The sequence below is a fragment of the Streptomyces sp. CBMA152 genome (assembly GCF_014596475.1).
Classification (GTDB): Bacteria; Actinomycetota; Actinomycetes; order Streptomycetales; family Streptomycetaceae; genus Streptomyces.
Genome location: NZ_MECJ01000008.1, coordinates 51,369 through 68,143 on the forward strand (window position 1 = coordinate 51,369; position 16,775 = coordinate 68,143).

Sequence of the window (16,775 nt, forward strand, 5' to 3'; positions counted from 1 at the left end):
CAGTCGAGGTCGGTTTTCTCCTATACGCCCCGGCGCCCCCTTTGCGAGGCTACCTCGCGACCGAGCACACCCCCGTGCCCACGCGGCACGGCACGGCACGCCGGACTATCAGGGGGACCCCGCCCATGTCACAGCCATGCGCCGACAGCGTCCGGGCCGATCTCGACGCCGACGGTTACGCCGTCGTGAACCGGCCAGGCGGTCAACGCCAAGCCGTCGAACTCATGCAGGAGATCGGCCGGTTCGTGCCCCAGTACACCGGCGCGGTGGAGCACGAGGTGGTCTACCGTCCGGGCAACGACGGCCGTGCCTACTCGCAGAGCCGCAACGCCATCCGCTGCCACACTGAGGCCCCGGGCTGGGATCCGAGCCCGCGCCACCTCGCCCTCTACTGCCACCGCCAGGCCCGCTGCGGCGGTGGCCACACCGACCTGCTCGACCTGAAGGTTCTGGAGAAGCTGCTCAGCCTCGCCGAACACGCTCTGCTGACCGGCTCGCGTATCGCCTTCCCCGGACCGCCGGACGACGCGGGCCGCAGCACGACCGTCACCGTACCCATGCTGTACCAGGAGGAGGACGGCCGACCCGTGCTCAGGTTCAGCTACAACCTGCTGACCGCGGCCGACTACGACGCGTCCCTCGACGCGAGGGCCGACCCCGAACGGCTTCCGCTCGGACGAGCAGGGGCGGAACTGGCCTACCGGGCCAGCGAGTTGTTCGACCAGTACCGTACCCAGGTGCTCGTCCCCGACGGCCACCTGCTCATCTGGGACAACCAGCGGATGCTGCATGCCCGTTCGGCCTACACGGACGAGCGCCGCCATCTGACCCGGTACTGGATCGCCGGATGAACGGCTCCACGGTCACCGCGATCCGTACCGTCGCCGGCCGCAGGCTTGCCCGGCTCGTGCACGACCGGTGCGCGGATCCGGGGCTCGCCCATGACGTCGAAGTGGTCGCCCAGATACTGCCGTTCAAGGTCAGCGCCCATGTCGTCGACCACCTCGTGGACTGGGACAACGCACCTGACGACCCGCTGTACCGGCTGGTCTTCCCGCACCGCGACATGATCGACCCGGTGCACTTCCGGGCCGTCGAGCGAGCGCTGGGGGATCCGGTCGCGCTGCGCGCCGCCGTCGCCGCCGCGCGCCGCGACCTCAACCCGCACCCCGGCGAGCAGCTCACCCGCAACATCCCGCACGACGAGGACGGCGAGGTGGAGGGCGTCCAGCACAAGTACGCCCAGACCGCGCTGGTCTTCCCCCGGCACGGGCAGACCTGCCACGCCTACTGCTCGTACTGCTTCCGCTGGGCCCAGTTCGTCGGCGACCCCAAGCTGCGCATCGCCGACGACGGGCCCGAGCGGATGGCCGGCTATCTGCGGCGCCACCGCGAGGTCAGCGATGTGCTGTTCACCGGCGGCGACCCGCTGGTGATGCGTGCCGAACTCCTGGAGCGCTACGTCGACGCCGTGCTGAGGCCGGGACTTGAGCACGTCACGACGGTCCGGATCGGCACCAAGGCGCTCTCCTTCCATCCGGCCCGACTGGTGACCGATCCGGATGCCGGGCCCCTGCTGAAGCTGGTGGAGCGCCTGGTGGGGGCGGGGCGGCACGTCGCCGTGATGGTGCACGTGTCGCACCCGCGCGAGCTGGAGCCCGATCTGAGCAGGCGAGCCGTGGCCGCCCTGCGCTCGGCGGGCTGCGAACTGCGCTCGCAGGCCCCGGTCGTACGGCACGTCAACGACGACGCGCAGGTGTGGGCGGACTCATGGCGCGCGCAGGTCGCCCTCGGCATCCACCCGTACTACCTGTTCGTCGAGCGGGACACCGGGGCGCGCCGCTACTTCGGACTGCCCATCCAGCGTGCGTACGAGATCCACCGGGGCGCGGTGTCACGGCTGTCCGGACTCGGCCGCACCGCTCGGGGGCCCGTGATGTCCACGGCCGAGGGGAAGGTCACCGTGGACGGAGTGGCCGAACTGCCCGGCGGGAAGCGTGCGTTCGCGCTGCGCTATCTCCAGGCGCGTGATCCGGAGCTGGTGGGCCGGCCGTTCCACGCCCGCTGGGACCCCGCCGCCCAGTGGTGGTCCGAGCTGGTGCCGCTCGGCGGCCACGACCGGCTGTTCTTCCCGCGCGGCGCCGCTCTCGCCCAGGGAGGCCCGCGCTGAACGGCGTCCGGCCGGCCCAGGGCCACGCCACGGGCGTCTCGCTCGCGATGGTGTCCGCCGGCGCGTTCGGAACCGTCGGACCAGCCACCAAGGTCCTCGGCTCGGCGGGGCTTTCCGCCCTGCAGATCGCCCAGGCGCGCCTGACGATCGCGGCGGTCCTGCTCCTGGCCCTCGCCACGATCACCCGGCCCCGGGCGCTCCTCGCCACGGCCCGGCAGGCGTACGGCACGATCGCGGTCCTCGGGGTCTGCTCCTTCGCCGCGCTGCAGACCCTGTGCGGCGTCGCCGTCGCCCGCATCCCCGTCGGTGTCTTCGTGGTGCTCCAGTACCTGTCGCCGGTCATTGTCGTGGCGTGGCTGCGCTGGGTGCGGCGCATAATGCAGCCCCGTCTCGTGTGGACGGGCACGGCCGTGGTGCTGGCCGGACTGCTGCTCGTGGGCGAGGTGTGGCAGCGGCTGCGGCTCGACACGGTCGGTGTGCTGGCCGCCCTGGGCACGGCGGCCGCCCTGTCCGTACGCTTCCTCGTCGCCGGGCGGGCGCTGGCCCGGCACGACCCGCTCACCGTGGCCGCCCTGGGCATCGCGGTGGGCGCCCTCGCGCTGGACGCCCTCGCGCCCGTGGGCGCCTTCCCCTACGACCGGCTCGGGGACACGGTCCGTTACGGCACGGTGAGCGCACCCGTCTGGGCCGTCGTCCTGTGGGCCGCTCTGGTGGCGACGCTCGTGGCGTATCTCAGCGGTATCGCCGCGCAGCGGTTCCTGGCGCCGTCGGCAGCCAGCCTGTTCGCGACGCTGGAGGTCGTGGCAGGGTCCGGGGCCGCGTACCTCTTCCTCGGCGAGCGTCTGACACCCGCGCAGTGCGCCGGCGTCGCGGCCGTCCTGGCCGGTGTGGTGCTCGCCCAGAGGTCCATGCGCACGTCGCGCACCACGCGGGCCGGGCCGCAGCACGCTCCGGCGTTCGGTTGGGGCGCCCTGCACGGCCGCCCCGTGCGTACCGCGCGAGAACCCGCCCCGCAGAACCCGAGAGGATCCTGAACGATGGACGAGCGGTTCATCAGCAACCCCGACGAGGACGCCTTCGGCACCGAGGTGTTCGGCGCCGTCGACAACCCGGTCATCCACCGGCTGGCCGCCAACTGGAAGCGCCGGGCCACCGTCAAGCGGGACGATCCCGGCCTTCTGGAGATGTTCGACCCCGCGCTGCCCGACTACCCCGAGGACATCGTCCCCTTCGCCGACCACCCCACCTACCGGGCGCTCGCCCCGGCGCAGGCTGGCGCCGTCCTGACCTGGGCCATGATCGCGCTGAACCGGAACACGGAGTACTCCGAAACCCATGTGGTCAACCCGGCCTTCGGGCTCGTCCTGCGCGGCGAGTTCCCGGGGCTGTGGGGGGAGGCCCTGGAGATCTCGCTGATGCAGGCCATGGTGGACGAGCAGTACCACATCCTGATGCACCGGATGGCGAGCGACATGACCCGGGCCAGGCGCGGCGATCACTTCCGCGGCAGGGAACTCCCGCTGCCGTACGTGTCAGTGACGCATCATCAGCTCTCTGACGCGGCCACCGAGCGCTGGCAGCGCAGCCTGCTCACGCTCGCCTTCGCCACCACCACCGAGCTGTCCATCGGCGCGTACCTCGAACTCGTCGCCAACGCCGAGGGTGTGCAGCCGATGAACGTCGCGCTGTCGCGGCTGCACCGGCACGACGAGGTGTGCCACGGCTCGATCAGCGGGGAGGTGCTGAAGGTGCTCTACCCCCAGCTGACGGGGGAACAGCAGCGGTTCCTGCTCGACTCGCTGTGCCGGGCGCTGGAGGCGTACTCGGCCAACGACTACCGCGCCTGGGACGCGATCATGCGCCTGGTGGGCGTGGCGGGCGGCGCCGAGATGCTCAAGGACTGCAAGGCGGCGGGACGCACCGCCCTGCTGCGCGACTACAGCGGTCTGCACCGCGTGCTCCAGGAACTCGACGTCCTGGACCGGATCGCCTTCGACTGGTCCAGCGTGAAGGTGTCGGGACAACTGCCGTACGTGCTCTAGATGCCGACAACAGGAGAAGGTGGCCAGATGATGCCCGCACCGGAGGCGGACACGCACACGTACCGCATCGACGAGGACACCGCGCGCCTGATCGCCATCCGCGCCCTCGGCGCGCACGGCGTGGACGACGACGCCTGCGCCCTGGTCGCCGACGCGCTCGTGGAGACGACCGCGCGAGGCGTCGCCACTCATGGACTGCGCCTGCTGCCCGGCTACTTGGACGATCTCGCGCGCGGTGTCGCCAACCCCGCGCCGAAGTTCGAGACGGTCCGGGACAGCGGCCCCGCGGTGCTCCTCGACGCCGACGCGGCGCTGGGCGTGGTGGCCGGCCTCACGGGCGCGCGGGTGGCCGTGAGGCGCGCCGCGGAGTACGGAGTCGCGGCCGTCGTGGTGCGCAACTCCAACCACTTCGCGGCGGCTTCCATCCACAGCCGCGCCATGTCCCGGGCGGGGATGGTGGGCTGGGCCATGACGTCGGCGTCCTCGCGGGTCGCTCCGCACCACGGCAGAAAACCGCTCCTCGGCACGAATCCGATCAGCGTCGCGGCGGGGGAGGGCGACCATGAATTCGCCCTCGACATGGCCACGAGCCAGGTGTGCCTGGGAGAGGTACGGGAACGGGGGCGCCGCGGCCGGACCCTGGAGCCGGGGTGGGCCGTGGACCCGGACGGCCGGGACACTTGCGACCCCGCCCAGGCAGCCACGCTGTCTCCGCTCGGCCCCGGGCACAAGGGGCAGGGCCTGGGCATGGTGGTGACGCTGCTGACCGCCGTGCTCGCCGACGCCCCGCTCGACTGGCAGCTCGATCACATCGAGCGGGCCCAGGCAGGCGAGGGCCGCAAGGTGGCGCACTTCCTGCTCTGCCTTGACCCCGCCTTCTACAGCGGCCGCGACGCCTTCGCCGAGCGGCTGCGCGACCTCGTCGAGACGACACGCAACGCCCCGGCGGCAGGCGAGGCCGCGGTCCGGTGCCCGGGGGACCCCGAGCGCCGGCGCCAGAGCGACGCCGCGCGCGAGGGCATCGCCCTGGACCCGGACACCGCGCGGGCGCTGTACGTGCTGGCCCGCCACCACGACATCGACGCTCCCGGCCTGCGGGACGCGGCAAGGAGGGTCCCGTGACCGCTCTGTCCGCGGCCGAGCACATCTGGATGGACGGCCGACTCGTCCCCTGGAACGACGCGCAGATCCACGTACTGACCCAGTCGCTGCACTACGGCTGGGCCGTGTACGAAGGGATGCGGGCGCACGAAACGGCCGAGGGACTGGCGGTCTTCCGGTTGCACGACCACTTGGCGCGGCTGTCCCGCTCGGCCCGCGTGTACCTGATGGACATCCCCTACACGCAACAGGAGCTTGCCGCCGCGACGACGGAGCTGATCGTGGCGGGCGGGACGGGCCCGCGCTACGTCCGGCCCCTGGTCTACCTCGGCTACGGCAGCATGGGCGTGGCGCTGGACCTGTCCGCCGTACGCGTCACGCTCGCGGCGTGGTCCTGGGAGGACCATCCGGTGAACAACTGGCGCCTGATGACCAGCAGTTGGCGGCGCAACCACCAGGACGCGATCCCGCCCCTGGCCAAGGCCACCGGCGCGTACCTGAACTCGTCGCTGGCCAAGATCGCCGCCGTACGGGCGGGCTACGACGACGCCCTGCTGCTGACATCCTCGGGCCACCTCTCGGAGAGCTCGGCCGCCAACGTCTTCCTCGTCAGGTCCGGCGTACTGCACACCCCTCCGGTCGAGGCGGGGATCCTCCCCGGGATCACCCGGGCCACGATCCTCGAACTCGCCCGCGCGGCGGGTGTCCCCACGGTGGAGCGCCCCCTCGCGCACGCCGAGGCCTATACCGCCGACGAACTCTTCGTCACCGGCACCGCGATCGGAGTCGTCCCTGTCACCTCCGTGGACGACCGGCCCACCACTACGCCCGCGCCGGGCCCGCTCACGACAGCCCTGCGGGACGCGTACCAGGACGCGGTGAGCGGCAAGAACGCACTGTCGCCGCGGTGGCTGACCCTGGTGCGCAGGTGAGGTGTTCCGTCCAAACCTCACGGGTCCGTCAGCGTCGCCAGGCCGATCCATCCGTGGGTTCGGATGAGACACGGGGATGCTGAGCAATCCGACGGAATCCGGCGGTGAGGTCGGCCTGAACGTCCTCGGTCATGACACCCGCCCGCCGAACTGCCAGTTGTGCACCTCAATGTCCGCGTACCGGCCCGGGGTCAGGATGGCACGTGCCGTCTCCGGACCCAGCGCCCGGAGCAACACCGCCGTGCCCAGCCAGGTGGCGCCCGCCGGGCACTGCTTCTTCTCCATCGGCATGAGCGAGAAGAGCAGTGGATCCGACCTCGCCTCGGTCGCCACCCGTGCCCAACGCACCGCCGACGGCTGGCGGTTGACCGGCACCAAGATGTGGACCGGCGGCGCCCACGTCAACGACTACGCCATCGTGCTGGCCCGCACCGACGACGCCGAGGACAAGCACGCCGGACTCAGCCAGTTCATCGTCGACCTGCGCGCCCCTGGCGTACGCATCGAGCCGATCCACCTGATGAGCGGCGAGCACCGCTTCAACGCCTTCCACCTCGAAGGCGTCGACGTCCCCGACAGCATGCTGCTCGGACAGCAGGGGGAGGGCTGGAAACAGGTCACCGGCGAACTCGCCTTCGAACGCAGCGGCCCGGAACGCTACCTCTCCGCCTTCCCTCTGCTCGTCTCCCTGCTCCGCGAACTGGAGCAGCGCCCGGGCACGGCCGAACAGCTCACCCGGGTCGGCATCCTGATGGCCCGTCTGCACAGCATCCGCCGACTGTCCCTCGGCGTGGCCGCGGCGCTGGACGCCGGAGCTTCCCCCGACATCCAGGCCGCCCTGGTCAAGGACCTCGGCACCCGCTTCGAGGGCACGCTGACCGACACCGTCCGCAGCATCCTGCCGACCCCGGCCGACCCGCACGCCACCCCCGGCACCCACGCCGAACTGCTCGACGAGGCTCGGCTGCGCTACCTGGCTCGCTCAGCCCTGATCGCCGGTGCCGCCGAACGCTGCCTCGACCTGATGGTCGCCCACACCACCGCCCGCACCCAGTTCGGCCGTCCGCTCAGCCGCTTCCAGGCCGTCAAGCAGGAAGAGGCACGGCTGATCGAGGAAGCCGCCCTGGTACGCGCCGCCGTCCAGGCCGCCGCAGCCCCGCTGGACACCGGCGGCGCGGCCTCCCACTTCGCCGTCGCCGCCGCCAAGACCCAGGCATCCGCCTCGGCCGCCGAGATCACCCGCATCGCCCACCAACTCCACGGCGCCATCGGCATCACCCGGCTTCACCCCCTCCACCTCGCCACCACCCGCCTGTGGTCCTGGCGCGACGAAGACGGCGACGAAACCCACTGGGCACGCCGCCTGGCCCGGCCCCTCACCGCCACCGCCCTCTGGCCCACACTCACCACCACACCCTGAACCCTCGCCCCCGCCCTGCCTCGCCGCCGGAAACGGTAAACGGTGCTGTGGAAGACGTAGGCACGCCTCTCAGAGCGGCCGGCCACAGAGTGGAAGCCCTTGAGGGCATTGATGGTCCGCTCGACTTCGTTGTGGCGTCTGCACACCGTGCTGTCAAAGCCGGTGGGCCGGTCGCCAGTGTTGCCTCGGCGCTGGCGCTCGGCTCGCTGGTCTCTACGTTCCGGGATGGTGTGCTTGATCCGCCGGTGTCGTAGGTAACGGCGGTTGCGGCGTGAGCTGCACGCTTCGTCGCCGCACCCCGGCTGAGACCCGGCAACGGCACCAGCACGCCCTCGCGGCAGAACGAACGAGTGTCCGAGATCGCGGGGAATCTTCAAGCTGGACTCGGCCCGGGCAGGCGGCATGCTGTTCGCTGTGTGGACGTTGATTGACGCTCCCCTTCGTGCGCGGCTACGTTCTGCCGTATGCAGCGGCGCAAGATCCTCACGACTCGCGGTCACATCGACCACATGCGGGTGTGTTCTGCTGCGTGTCGTCCCTGTTGAGAGCCATTCGGCCTCCAGCGGCGTCCCTCCGCGCCTGACAGCCTCACTGGCCATGCGCGGTAGCACCTTCCTGTAGTTGCCGTCTCTCATTGCGCATGCCCGGTCGGCTGTGCGCCTTCTCCGCATGCCCGTGACCGAGCCGGCCGGTTCGGCTTCGGGCTGCCAGAAATGGACACCTGATGCGTCACAACTCCATACCCGCGCGGATCGTGATCGCTGCGGCCACCACTGTCGTGTCGGGCCTGGTGCCCCTGGCCGGCACCGCGTCCGCAGCCCCGGACAGCAAGCCGCTGCCGCCGCTGACTGTCCTTGCCGACAGGAGCACAGCGAGCCGCGGGGACATCTTCGTTGCGCCCAGCTCCGCGAACAGCGCCTACTCCAGCGGCGTGGAGATCCTGAGCGGCGACGGCAGGCGTGTCGTGTGGTCTCACAAGACGCCGGCCGGGCAGCAGGCGGCGGACTTCCGTGCCCAGACCTACCGGGGCAGGCCGGTTCTGACCTGGTGGCAGGGCACCGGGCTCGGCTCCCTCGCGAGCGGGGTGAACTACATCTATGACAACCGGTACCGGAAGGTCGCCGAAGTTCGTGCGGGGAACGGGTACACCGCCGACGGGCACGAATTCCTGATCACCGGTCGTGGCACGGCGCTCATCCTGGCGTACAAGCAGGAGACCGCCGATCTGACGGGCATCGGCGGCTCCGCGCACCAGGCGGTCATCGACGGGGTGGTGCAGGAGATAGACATCCGCACGGGCCGGGTCCTGTTCCAGTGGAAGGCGGCCGATCACGTGCCGTACGCGCAGAGCGAGCAGCCGCTGCCGGCGTCGCCGAACAAGCCGTGGGACTGGTTCCACATCAACGCGGTGAAGCCCGACACCGATGGCGCCCTGCTCATCGATGCCCGCAACACATGGACCACGTACAAGGTTGACCGGCACAACGGCAGCGTGCTGTGGCAGCTCGGCGGCAAGGCCAGCACGTTCAAGGAGCAGGCCGCGCCCGGCCAGTACCTGAACACGGCCGGGACGATCTTCTCGTGGCAGCACGATCCTGAACCGCTCGGCGGCGGACTGTACAGCTGGTTCGACAACGAGTCCGCAGGGGCCGCGAACACGGGGACCGGGGCGGTGGAGGAGCTTCCGTTCAGCCGTGTCGTCACCGTCCGTGTGGACGAGAAGGCGCGTACGGCGACGCTGGTGAAGTCCGTGAACCAGCCGGACTACCTCAGCGCGTCCTCACAGGGCAACGCGCAGCCGCTCCGCCGGGGAGGGACGTTCGTCGGATGGGGGTCGCTTCCGTACGTCTCCGAGTTCAACGCCTCGGGGAAGGTCGTGTTCAAGGCCCAGTTCCCCACGGGCGTGAACAGCTATCGCGCCTACCGCTTCCCCTGGAAGTAGGCCGGTTTTGGGCGGTGCAGCAGCCTGCTGAAGGTCGCCTGTGACCATCTGCCGTTCGCGCACGGCGGCGTGATCGGAGTCGCCAGGCCCAGGCGCGGGGCCTGCTGACGGCGGTGGGCAAGGCGACGGATCCGCGCTGGCCCGCTTGCGCGCGGCGCCTCGGCCTGCCGCTCGAAGAACCCGTGCAGTGGGAAATGGAAGCCCTGGACCCCGGCGCGCTGCACCACCGGGTCCTGGACGTCGTCGACCGCTGCACCGACCGCGCCGTCCTCACCGCCGTGCTCGCCGAGGAGCGGCGCCAGCGACGCGAACTCGACGCGTTGCGCTGCATCTGGAGGGAGCGCCACCCGTAGCCCGTGCGCGCGGGACGGTGCGGGTGGTCGGGCTGCCCCGGGCCGGGGCAGCCCGGTGTGGGGTGCGGCTGGGCGGGATCAGGAGATGGTCGGGTCTGGCTGCTTAGGATCTTGTTGTATGCGGCCGAGCAGGGGGGGAGAGAGAACCGGCAGCAGGCCGATGCGGATGTGAAGCGGATTGTCCTGCACGGCGAGGACGGTTGGCGTGGCTTTCAACCCGCCTGCCCAGCAAGCGTCCCCCGCATGGGTGGCGAGGGTCGGAGCTGTGTGGTCAGCTGCTCGGCTGAGCCGGCCGGTGTGGATGCGGTCGTGCAAGTCGTCGTGGTGGTTGCGGTGGTACTCATGCCTCTTCTTCCTGCCAACTATCGGGCTCCGCCGGGGGCGGTACGAGCGGCAAAATAGGGATTCGTTTCGTGGCCCAGAACGAGGTGCACGATCCGGGCCCGCGCATGCATCGTGACCACGCCAGCCACCGCCGCTTGACCAACTCCACCACGACACCGGCCAGATGAGGGAACAACGTCTCGAAACTCCGCGAAGGACACGCGAGCCATGATCACAGCCACCGCTGACACCGACAGCGTGAGCGCAGCCTGGGACCTGCGCGCCGCGCAGGTCCCAACAGGAGGGCCAGCAGCGTGGGTTCGGCCCGATGCGTGCGGCATCATGACCGGTCAGCGATGGCGTACCGGCTTAGCGGGAAGATCGCTGGGTATAGTGCAGGCGTTTCGGGGAACCGGTGACCTGGAGCCGGTCGACCTCACGCGCCACCTCGTGGACTCTCCTATGAAGCGCAAGTCGAGGCGGGTGGGCCATCGGCGGCGTTGAGGTGACGGTAGATCTGGCGTGCGAGATAGCGTTTGAGGCTCCGGCGAATCTCCTTGTTGGTGCGGCCTTCAGCGCGCCGGCGTTCGACGTATGCGCGGGTGTCGGGGTCGTGGATCATGCGGCTGACCGTGGCCATGTGCAGTGCCCGGTTCAGACGTCTGTCTCCGCCGCGGTTGAGCCGGTGGCGGATGGTGTTCCCCGAGGATGCAGGGATCGGGTTCAGGCCGACCAGACAGGCGAACGCGGCTTCGGAGCGCACCCGCCCACGGTGCGACCAGGCCGTCATCACAACAGCTGCGGTGACGGGCCCGATCCCGGGCTTGTCCAGCAGCCCTGCGGCCGGCGTTGCGCGCACCAGCGCTGTCATCGACTTCGTGTTGGCGCTCAGTTCCTCGTCGAGCGCGAGGATGCGCTTGGCCAGGCGCACGGCTTCCGCCCGAGCGGTCAGGGTCGCGACAGGTTCTTCACGGGTGCGCCAGTGGGAGACCTCGAGAATTTGTCGACCGGTCAGTGCCCGACGCCCATCGATACCGAGGTCCACGACCCGAACCAACGCGTTGAGTGCGTTGACGTTCGCGGTCCGCTCATTGGTCATCTGATCTCTGGCCGTCACCAGCACGCGCAACGCGGCGCGTTCTCCCTCGTCAGCGTGGGGGTGGCGCAGCTCGTGCTCCTCGGGTGGGAGCGCGGCCTCGGCCATGCGCCGTGCGTCGATCGGGTCCGACTTGTCCTTGCCGCGATGAACCCCCGTCCGAGGCGCTTCGATGACCTGGTAGCCCGCCTCGGCGACGGTGCGGGCGAACTGGGCGCCGAAGGTCGCGATGCATTCCATGACCCACAGTGCGGCGAGGTCTCCGCCGGTGCGGCGAGCGGCCCAGGCAGCCGCCCGGGTCATGCCGGATTTGCTCGTGGGGAACCCAGCCGTATCGAGCAGTTCGCCGGTCGGCGCGGCCAGGACGGCCAAGACATGGTTGCGGGCGTGGGTGTCTACGCCGACGACGTACGGGTGGCTGTGCGCGACGATCGTCACGGTGGTCGGGTGCCTTTCAGTCCAGGGACCAACGGTTCGGCCGCTGACGGCCGGCGTCGGTCTCGGCGAGAGTCACTCCGGGCCAGGACTGTGACGGGCCACGCCGTAAACGGCGGGCAATCTCCTGATCAGGACACCGAGGTGGGCCAGGGCGGCGTCGGCTCCCACCACGTCGGACAAGTCCGCTTGAGGGCACCTTCCGAGGGCCACCATTGACAAGAGTCACCACACAGCGGGACGACCGACACCACCCTGGCAGCCGATCCCAGACCGGCCACCCCGAGTCTCACAGCCATTGACACATGAGCGACCGCGCCGGTCCCCGACCCTACTGAGTTCCCGTCAGCGCATGCGCGCACCCGATGACGGCGCCGCTACGCGATCCAGATCACGCCCTGGGCCTCTGCGGATATCCGCAGAGGCCCAGGGCGTTCGCCCGCCTTTATCTCGTCGGCGTAGCGGGACTTACCTACCCGAGCCGGTGAGCCAGTAGTTTCCGTTGGTCGCGACGTTGTACCGCTGCCAGTAGCCGCGGTGCACCGGGGATCCCTGGTAGACCCAGGAGACCTGGAAGTTGTCGCCCATGTTCATGTAATACGAGCCGTAGCCGCCGTTGTTCCAGTAGCCGCACCATTTGACGTCGACGGTGTAGCCCGTGCCGCCGTAGTCGCTGCAGTCGACCCAGTGCTGCCAGACGCGGTCGTTTCCGTTGTACGCGTACTCGGTGGAGACCTTGGAGTGCCAGATCCAGCAGAAGGGGCCGCAGATCTCGGTCCAGCCGTGAGCGGTCCGCCACCTCTGCGCACTCACCCCCGGGGCGGCCTTCGCGGTCTGCGCCGCTTCGAGGTGCACGGTGAGCGTGTCGTAGCACGGGCCGGTGGCGGGAATGAGCCCGGGATGGGTCTCCCTGATGTAACTGCACTCCTCCGGTGCCGCCGGGATGCGCACGGTCTTGGTCTGCGGCACCGACGAAGGCGTCAAATGAACCGAACGAACCGGCCCCAAGGTCCCAGCGCCCACGTCCCACCGGCATCCCACGGTGGGTTGACTTCATGGGTAAACCTCGGCGGTACACCAGCCGGCCGGGATGGGTGCGGGGCGGTGGCATGCGGAGGATCTCCCACAGGAGCCGTCCGCCCGCGGCCCATTCTCAGAGGATGCGCCGGTCGACCAGGTGCATGCCCATGGACTTGGCCATCTGGGGCACGGGGAGGAGAAGCGGCCGTTGGTGACGACGACGTCGGCGCCGTGCAGCTGTTCGGTGCCGTCGTCGACGATTTCGACGGTCAGTGCGTCCGCCGTCCTCGCCACCTTCCCCCGGACCTCGCTCGCGTCGGGAGCGTGCCGCCGCACGTTGGTCAGCGCCTCCACCACCACGCGGTGCACTGTCGCCACCACCTCCCGCCGCACGGCGTCGACCCCCGCGGCGATCTCCAGATGCACCCGGGCTGAGGAGGAGCTGGCCAACCTTTCCACCAGCTCGGGCAACTCGCCCAGACCCTGCACGGCGTGACGCCGGCCGTCGTCGTCTTCGTCGGTACGCAGCATGTGCACGGTCTCATCCATCGAGCGCAGCGCGCGCTGCCCGGCCTCCTCGATCCACGCCAAAGTGTCCAACGCCGCCTGAGGATTCTGCCTGGCGACAAACCGCGCGGCCTGCGCAAGCGCCACGATCTCGCTCGCGTCGTGCCGACGAAGTCGTGAAGGTCGCCGGCCCGCTCCAGCCGCTGCTGCCGTCGCGCATTCTCGACCGAGGTGCGACGTCGCATATCCAGGGTCACCAGACCGAACACCCTGCGGACCTCCGCGCGGAAGACGGCCGGAACGGCCAGGGCGGTCACGAGATACGCGACGGCCGCGAGAGCCGTCACCGCCACAGGCAGGATGATGATCAACACTCTCCGGCACTATGCCCCGGGAATGAGGGTGGGTCCTCAAACCGCGCGACCTGGTCTCGTCCAGCAACTCACGCAGCCGTCCGACGCCGCACATCCTGCCGCCGACCGCGGCGACCACCCCGACCGGACCGGCGTGTCAACCCGTCGTGAGGATCGGGTCACGAAACGAGTCGACCACGGCTCGCTCCACCGCAATGTGGAGCGTACTCTCTATTTCATGGCCCGACCACCTCGCTACGACGAGACACAGTTGCTGGACACCGCCGTGCGGATCGCGGCCGACGCAGGGCCGGCGGCGGTGACGATGTCGGCGATCGCCCGCGCCAGCGGCGTGCCCAACGGCTCCATCTACCACCGGTTCCCGCAGCGGCTTGCCCTGCTGGCCGAGTTGTGGCTGCGGACCGTCGAGCACTTCCAAACCGGATACTTCACCGCGCTGCAATCCGACAGGGATCCGCTGCGGGCCGGGGCCACTGCGGCCCGGCACGTCGTCGCCTGGAGTCGGCAGAACCCGCGGGAAGCCGCGGTGCTCTTGCACGGACCGCAATCCTTCGGCCGCGACGAATGGCCGGAGGAGTACACCCGGCGTGCCGACGACGGCAACAAGCGCGTGCTGGAGGCGGTGGCAGAACTCGCCGAGCGCGCGGGGGCCACCGCCGAGCTCGAAGTCGACCGGGTCATGCTGGCTGTCATCGAACTGCCGCTGGCAGTGGTCCGACGATATCTGCGCGCGGGTCGGCCGCTGCCCCCGCACGCCGAAGAACTCGCCGAGCGCTGCGCATTGGACCTGCTGGCCTAGACGTGGCCTGGACGAGTAGTTCCGATGTCATCAGTGGTCGTAGGCGATCAGTGAGCGAGTGACCGGTGCGCTGATCTTGTTGTAGTGCCAGATCCCGGCGGCCATCGCCAGATCCGCTGGGCGACGCGGATCGCTACACCCTCGAAGGCGATCGCCTCGCACGAGTCGTGCTCCGGCTGGACCAAGACGTTCACCGCCCCCCGACTCTGCGCGGCCATCGTCGACCGCCTCACCTACGGCGGCAACATCATCAAGACCGGCACCGACTCCTACCGCCTCGCCACCACCCGAGCTCAAGCAGAACATCAGCCCTCGGCTCAACTTCGACGCGAACAGCTGACCGGCAGGAGTGTCCAGGACACGATCAGCGTCAGCCGTTCAGCCAGTCGCCCGGGATCAACTCACGAACGCGATGGAGGTCCTCTGCCGTCCGTCCGCGGGCCAGGACCGCACCGTCGTCGTCTCGCGAGAGCACGTCCTGGCCAAGGAACCACCGGGATCCGCGTTCCTGGCCGGTGGGATACATCGGGAACGGCAGCCGGGCAGCGTTCGCCTCCAGCACCTCGATGCTTCGTCCGGGGCGAGGAAGTCACAGAGATCCTCATCCGCCTGCAGGGACTCGGACAGAACGATCTCCACGAAGCAGAGGGAAAGGCTCTCCAGCCAGCCCTCCCACCGCTCGGCGCTCTTGTCCGCGAGGTCGGGACGGATGAACACAGCGGGGTCTTCGCCCTGCAGGCCGTCGAGGGGGAGGCCTCAGGATGCGGCTCCCTGGTTCTCGTGTCGGAAGACCAAGGCCTCCCCGGCGTCATCCACATACAGCTCGTCCGGGGCGAGCAGCTCATCGTGGTTGCTGGTGAGATCTCGGCGGCGCCCGAACAGCAAATAAGCCTCGCGCATTGCCACCGGCAGGCGGACACCGAGCCTCTCCTCGGCAGCGACCAGATCCGCCTCCGTCCACCCGTCGCCGTGCTCCAGAGCATCGGCCCAGTGGGCGGCGAATCCCTGGATAAACCTCCACCGCACCACTGCGGCATTCGATGCCTCCGGCACCGCGGACACGCCTCACCGTGATCACCGCCCGCGGGCGCTGGAGTCCCCTGGTGGCACTCCCGCGACGCGACGGCTCCTCCAGCGCGGCTCGCCCATAGGGAACTGGGCATCGAAGTTGTCCAGTCGGGCCACCTGTCGCGCTCAGTCACGCCGGAGTCTTCACCGTCCGGGACAAGAAGATCACCTCGGTGACGGAGTACGCCGACACCCACCACGTCGCAGCGACCCTGTTCGCCCAGGACTGACCAGGCAGGACAGGGGCTCGGCCGGGCCGGAACCGCGTCGGCGGCATCGGCTTCTCTGCCTCGCCATCCGGCAGGGCCCTCACAGCCGGTTGGCCCAGCTCCGAAATAGAGAGTACTCTCCATTTCAAATGGAGAGGTTTCTCTAATACCCGGGGAGGGCTGCACCATGGCAGTACTGAACGTCCACGAGCGCTGGATTCCGGCGACACCCGAGCAGGTCGGTGCCTTGATCGATGCCTTGGCCGGCGACGACGACCCGCTGTGGCCGTATCCGGCCTGGCCAAGGATGAGGTTCGACCAAGGGCTGCGCGTCGGTTCGCGGGGCGGTCACGGCCCCATCGGCTACACCGTCGCGGCATACGTGCCCGGTCAGTGGGTGAGGTTCCGCTTCAGTGCCCCGCGCGGCTTCGAGGGGTTCCACGAGTTCACTGTCGAGTCCGACGAACCGGGCAGCACCGTGCTCCGCCACGTCATCGCGATGCGATTGCACGGAACCGCCCGGTTCGCCTGGCCGCTGGTCTTCCGCTGGTTGCACGACGCTCTGATCGAGGATTGCCTGAACCGGGCGCTTCACGCCTTCCGGCCGAACGACGGCGATCACCGCAAGATGACGGCACATGTCCGGATGCTGCGTCGCCTGACCTCGCAGACGGCCGCCCGGGCGAAGCCGCCGGTGGTGGAGCCGGAATCTCGTCCGGCCCCGGCGGGTGACATGACGGCGCCGGCGGCACCCGCGCCGTGACCGGACCGCGCTTCGACGTGACCGAGTGGCCGGAGCGTGCGGAGCGCGGCCACAGCGGGTCCACCCTCGCGAGAACCCCGATGAGCAGCACCAGGCGAGTTCAACCAGTCGTTGCAACACCGGGTTGTTGCAGCGAGCGTAGCTGTTCTTCGAAGACCTCGGCCGGCGTCCGCCAACCGAGGACCTTGCGGGGCCGGTTGTTGATCGCCATGGCGACGGC

Annotated in this window: 16 protein-coding genes and 3 pseudogenes; 12 read left to right on the plus strand and 7 right to left on the minus strand. The window is 69.7% G+C overall.

From position 1 onward, the window contains the following. Positions 1 to 125 precede the first annotated feature (125 nt). From BG418_RS07965 to BG418_RS07995, 7 genes are all read left to right on the plus strand, one after another. A complete protein-coding gene (locus BG418_RS07965; RefSeq protein WP_188273022.1) occupies positions 126 to 851 on the plus strand; it encodes a TauD/TfdA family dioxygenase in 726 nt (241 codons plus the stop codon). After that, on the plus strand, positions 848 to 2,170 hold the full coding sequence (locus BG418_RS07970) for a KamA family radical SAM protein (protein ID WP_188273023.1): 1,323 nt from the start codon (positions 848 to 850) through the stop codon (positions 2,168 to 2,170). The genes BG418_RS07965 and BG418_RS07970 overlap by 4 nt, the downstream gene beginning before the upstream one ends. Then, the gene (locus BG418_RS07975; RefSeq protein WP_317453556.1) at positions 2,086 to 3,204 is read left to right on the plus strand and encodes a DMT family transporter; all 1,119 of its coding nucleotides are present in this window, start codon (positions 2,086 to 2,088) and stop codon (positions 3,202 to 3,204) included. Before BG418_RS07970 ends, BG418_RS07975 begins: the two co-directional genes overlap by 85 nt. A 3-nt stretch (positions 3,205 to 3,207) precedes the next feature. Beyond that, a complete protein-coding gene (locus BG418_RS07980) occupies positions 3,208 to 4,212 on the plus strand; it encodes a diiron oxygenase (RefSeq protein WP_188273025.1) in 1,005 nt (334 codons plus the stop codon). Between the two features lie 27 nt (positions 4,213 to 4,239). Beyond that, positions 4,240 to 5,334, plus strand: coding sequence for an Ldh family oxidoreductase (locus BG418_RS07985; protein WP_188273026.1), 1,095 nt, complete (start codon positions 4,240 to 4,242; stop codon positions 5,332 to 5,334). Then, entirely contained in the window at positions 5,331 to 6,245 is a 915-nt protein-coding gene (locus BG418_RS07990; RefSeq protein WP_317453554.1) for a branched-chain amino acid transaminase, read from the plus strand. Before BG418_RS07985 ends, BG418_RS07990 begins: the two co-directional genes overlap by 4 nt. A gap of 289 nt (positions 6,246 to 6,534) precedes the next feature. Next, the gene (locus BG418_RS07995; protein WP_223184525.1) at positions 6,535 to 7,665 is read left to right on the plus strand and encodes an acyl-CoA dehydrogenase; all 1,131 of its coding nucleotides are present in this window, start codon (positions 6,535 to 6,537) and stop codon (positions 7,663 to 7,665) included. Positions 7,666 to 7,703: 38 nt separating this feature from the next. Here BG418_RS07995 and BG418_RS39655 read toward each other — a convergent pair. Next, positions 7,704 to 7,958 (minus strand): annotated as a pseudogene (locus BG418_RS39655) (IS5/IS1182 family transposase); the annotation flags it as partial. Between the two features lie 431 nt (positions 7,959 to 8,389). On the opposite strand from BG418_RS39655, the gene BG418_RS08000 reads away from it, so the two are divergent. Together BG418_RS08000 and BG418_RS08005 are read left to right on the plus strand one after the other, a co-directional pair. Further along, positions 8,390 to 9,607 (plus strand): arylsulfotransferase family protein, encoded by a 1,218-nt coding sequence (locus BG418_RS08000; protein WP_188273028.1) that lies wholly within the window; start codon positions 8,390 to 8,392, stop codon positions 9,605 to 9,607. A 113-nt stretch (positions 9,608 to 9,720) separates the two neighbouring features. Then, entirely contained in the window at positions 9,721 to 9,960 is a 240-nt protein-coding gene (locus tag BG418_RS08005; protein WP_317453555.1) for a hypothetical protein, read from the plus strand. A gap of 784 nt (positions 9,961 to 10,744) precedes the next feature. On the opposite strand, the gene BG418_RS08010 is transcribed toward BG418_RS08005, so the two are convergent. From BG418_RS08010 to BG418_RS08020, 3 genes are all read right to left on the minus strand, one after another. Next, the gene (locus BG418_RS08010; RefSeq protein ID WP_188273029.1) at positions 10,745 to 11,818 is read right to left on the minus strand and encodes an IS110 family transposase; all 1,074 of its coding nucleotides are present in this window, start codon (positions 11,816 to 11,818) and stop codon (positions 10,745 to 10,747) included. Between the two features lie 465 nt (positions 11,819 to 12,283). Next, the gene (locus BG418_RS08015) at positions 12,284 to 12,784 is read right to left on the minus strand and encodes a hypothetical protein (protein WP_188273030.1); all 501 of its coding nucleotides are present in this window, start codon (positions 12,782 to 12,784) and stop codon (positions 12,284 to 12,286) included. A gap of 84 nt (positions 12,785 to 12,868) precedes the next feature. Then, positions 12,869 to 13,489 carry a sensor histidine kinase gene (locus BG418_RS08020; RefSeq protein WP_188273031.1) on the minus strand — a complete coding sequence of 207 codons (621 nt, stop codon included), beginning with the start codon at positions 13,487 to 13,489 and terminating at the stop codon, positions 12,869 to 12,871. A gap of 444 nt (positions 13,490 to 13,933) precedes the next feature. Here BG418_RS08020 and BG418_RS08025 point away from each other — a divergent pair, with 444 nt between their 5' ends. Continuing rightward, positions 13,934 to 14,515 carry a TetR/AcrR family transcriptional regulator gene (locus tag BG418_RS08025; RefSeq protein WP_188273032.1) on the plus strand — a complete coding sequence of 194 codons (582 nt, stop codon included), beginning with the start codon at positions 13,934 to 13,936 and terminating at the stop codon, positions 14,513 to 14,515. A gap of 30 nt (positions 14,516 to 14,545) precedes the next feature. On the opposite strand, the pseudogene BG418_RS41110 reads toward BG418_RS08025, so the two are convergent. Further along, positions 14,546 to 14,658, minus strand: a pseudogene (locus BG418_RS41110) (IS982 family transposase); the annotation flags it as partial. Between BG418_RS41110 and BG418_RS39660 the strand changes: the two are divergent. Continuing rightward, positions 14,657 to 14,824: pseudogene (locus BG418_RS39660) on the plus strand (ATP-binding protein); the annotation flags it as partial. The pseudogenes BG418_RS41110 and BG418_RS39660 sit on opposite strands and share 2 nt — an antisense overlap. A gap of 61 nt (positions 14,825 to 14,885) precedes the next feature. On the opposite strand, the gene BG418_RS39665 reads toward BG418_RS39660, so the two are convergent. Together BG418_RS39665 and BG418_RS39670 are read right to left on the minus strand one after the other, a co-directional pair. Further along, positions 14,886 to 15,077 (minus strand): hypothetical protein, encoded by a 192-nt coding sequence (locus BG418_RS39665; protein WP_223184535.1) that lies wholly within the window; start codon positions 15,075 to 15,077, stop codon positions 14,886 to 14,888. Positions 15,078 to 15,271: 194 nt separating this feature from the next. Beyond that, positions 15,272 to 15,577 (minus strand): SMI1/KNR4 family protein, encoded by a 306-nt coding sequence (locus tag BG418_RS39670; protein WP_223184536.1) that lies wholly within the window; start codon positions 15,575 to 15,577, stop codon positions 15,272 to 15,274. 402 nt (positions 15,578 to 15,979) lie between these two features. Here BG418_RS39670 and BG418_RS08035 point away from each other — a divergent pair, with 402 nt between their 5' ends. Next, positions 15,980 to 16,555 (plus strand): SRPBCC family protein, encoded by a 576-nt coding sequence (locus BG418_RS08035; RefSeq protein WP_188273033.1) that lies wholly within the window; start codon positions 15,980 to 15,982, stop codon positions 16,553 to 16,555. Positions 16,556 to 16,775 lie beyond the last annotated feature (220 nt).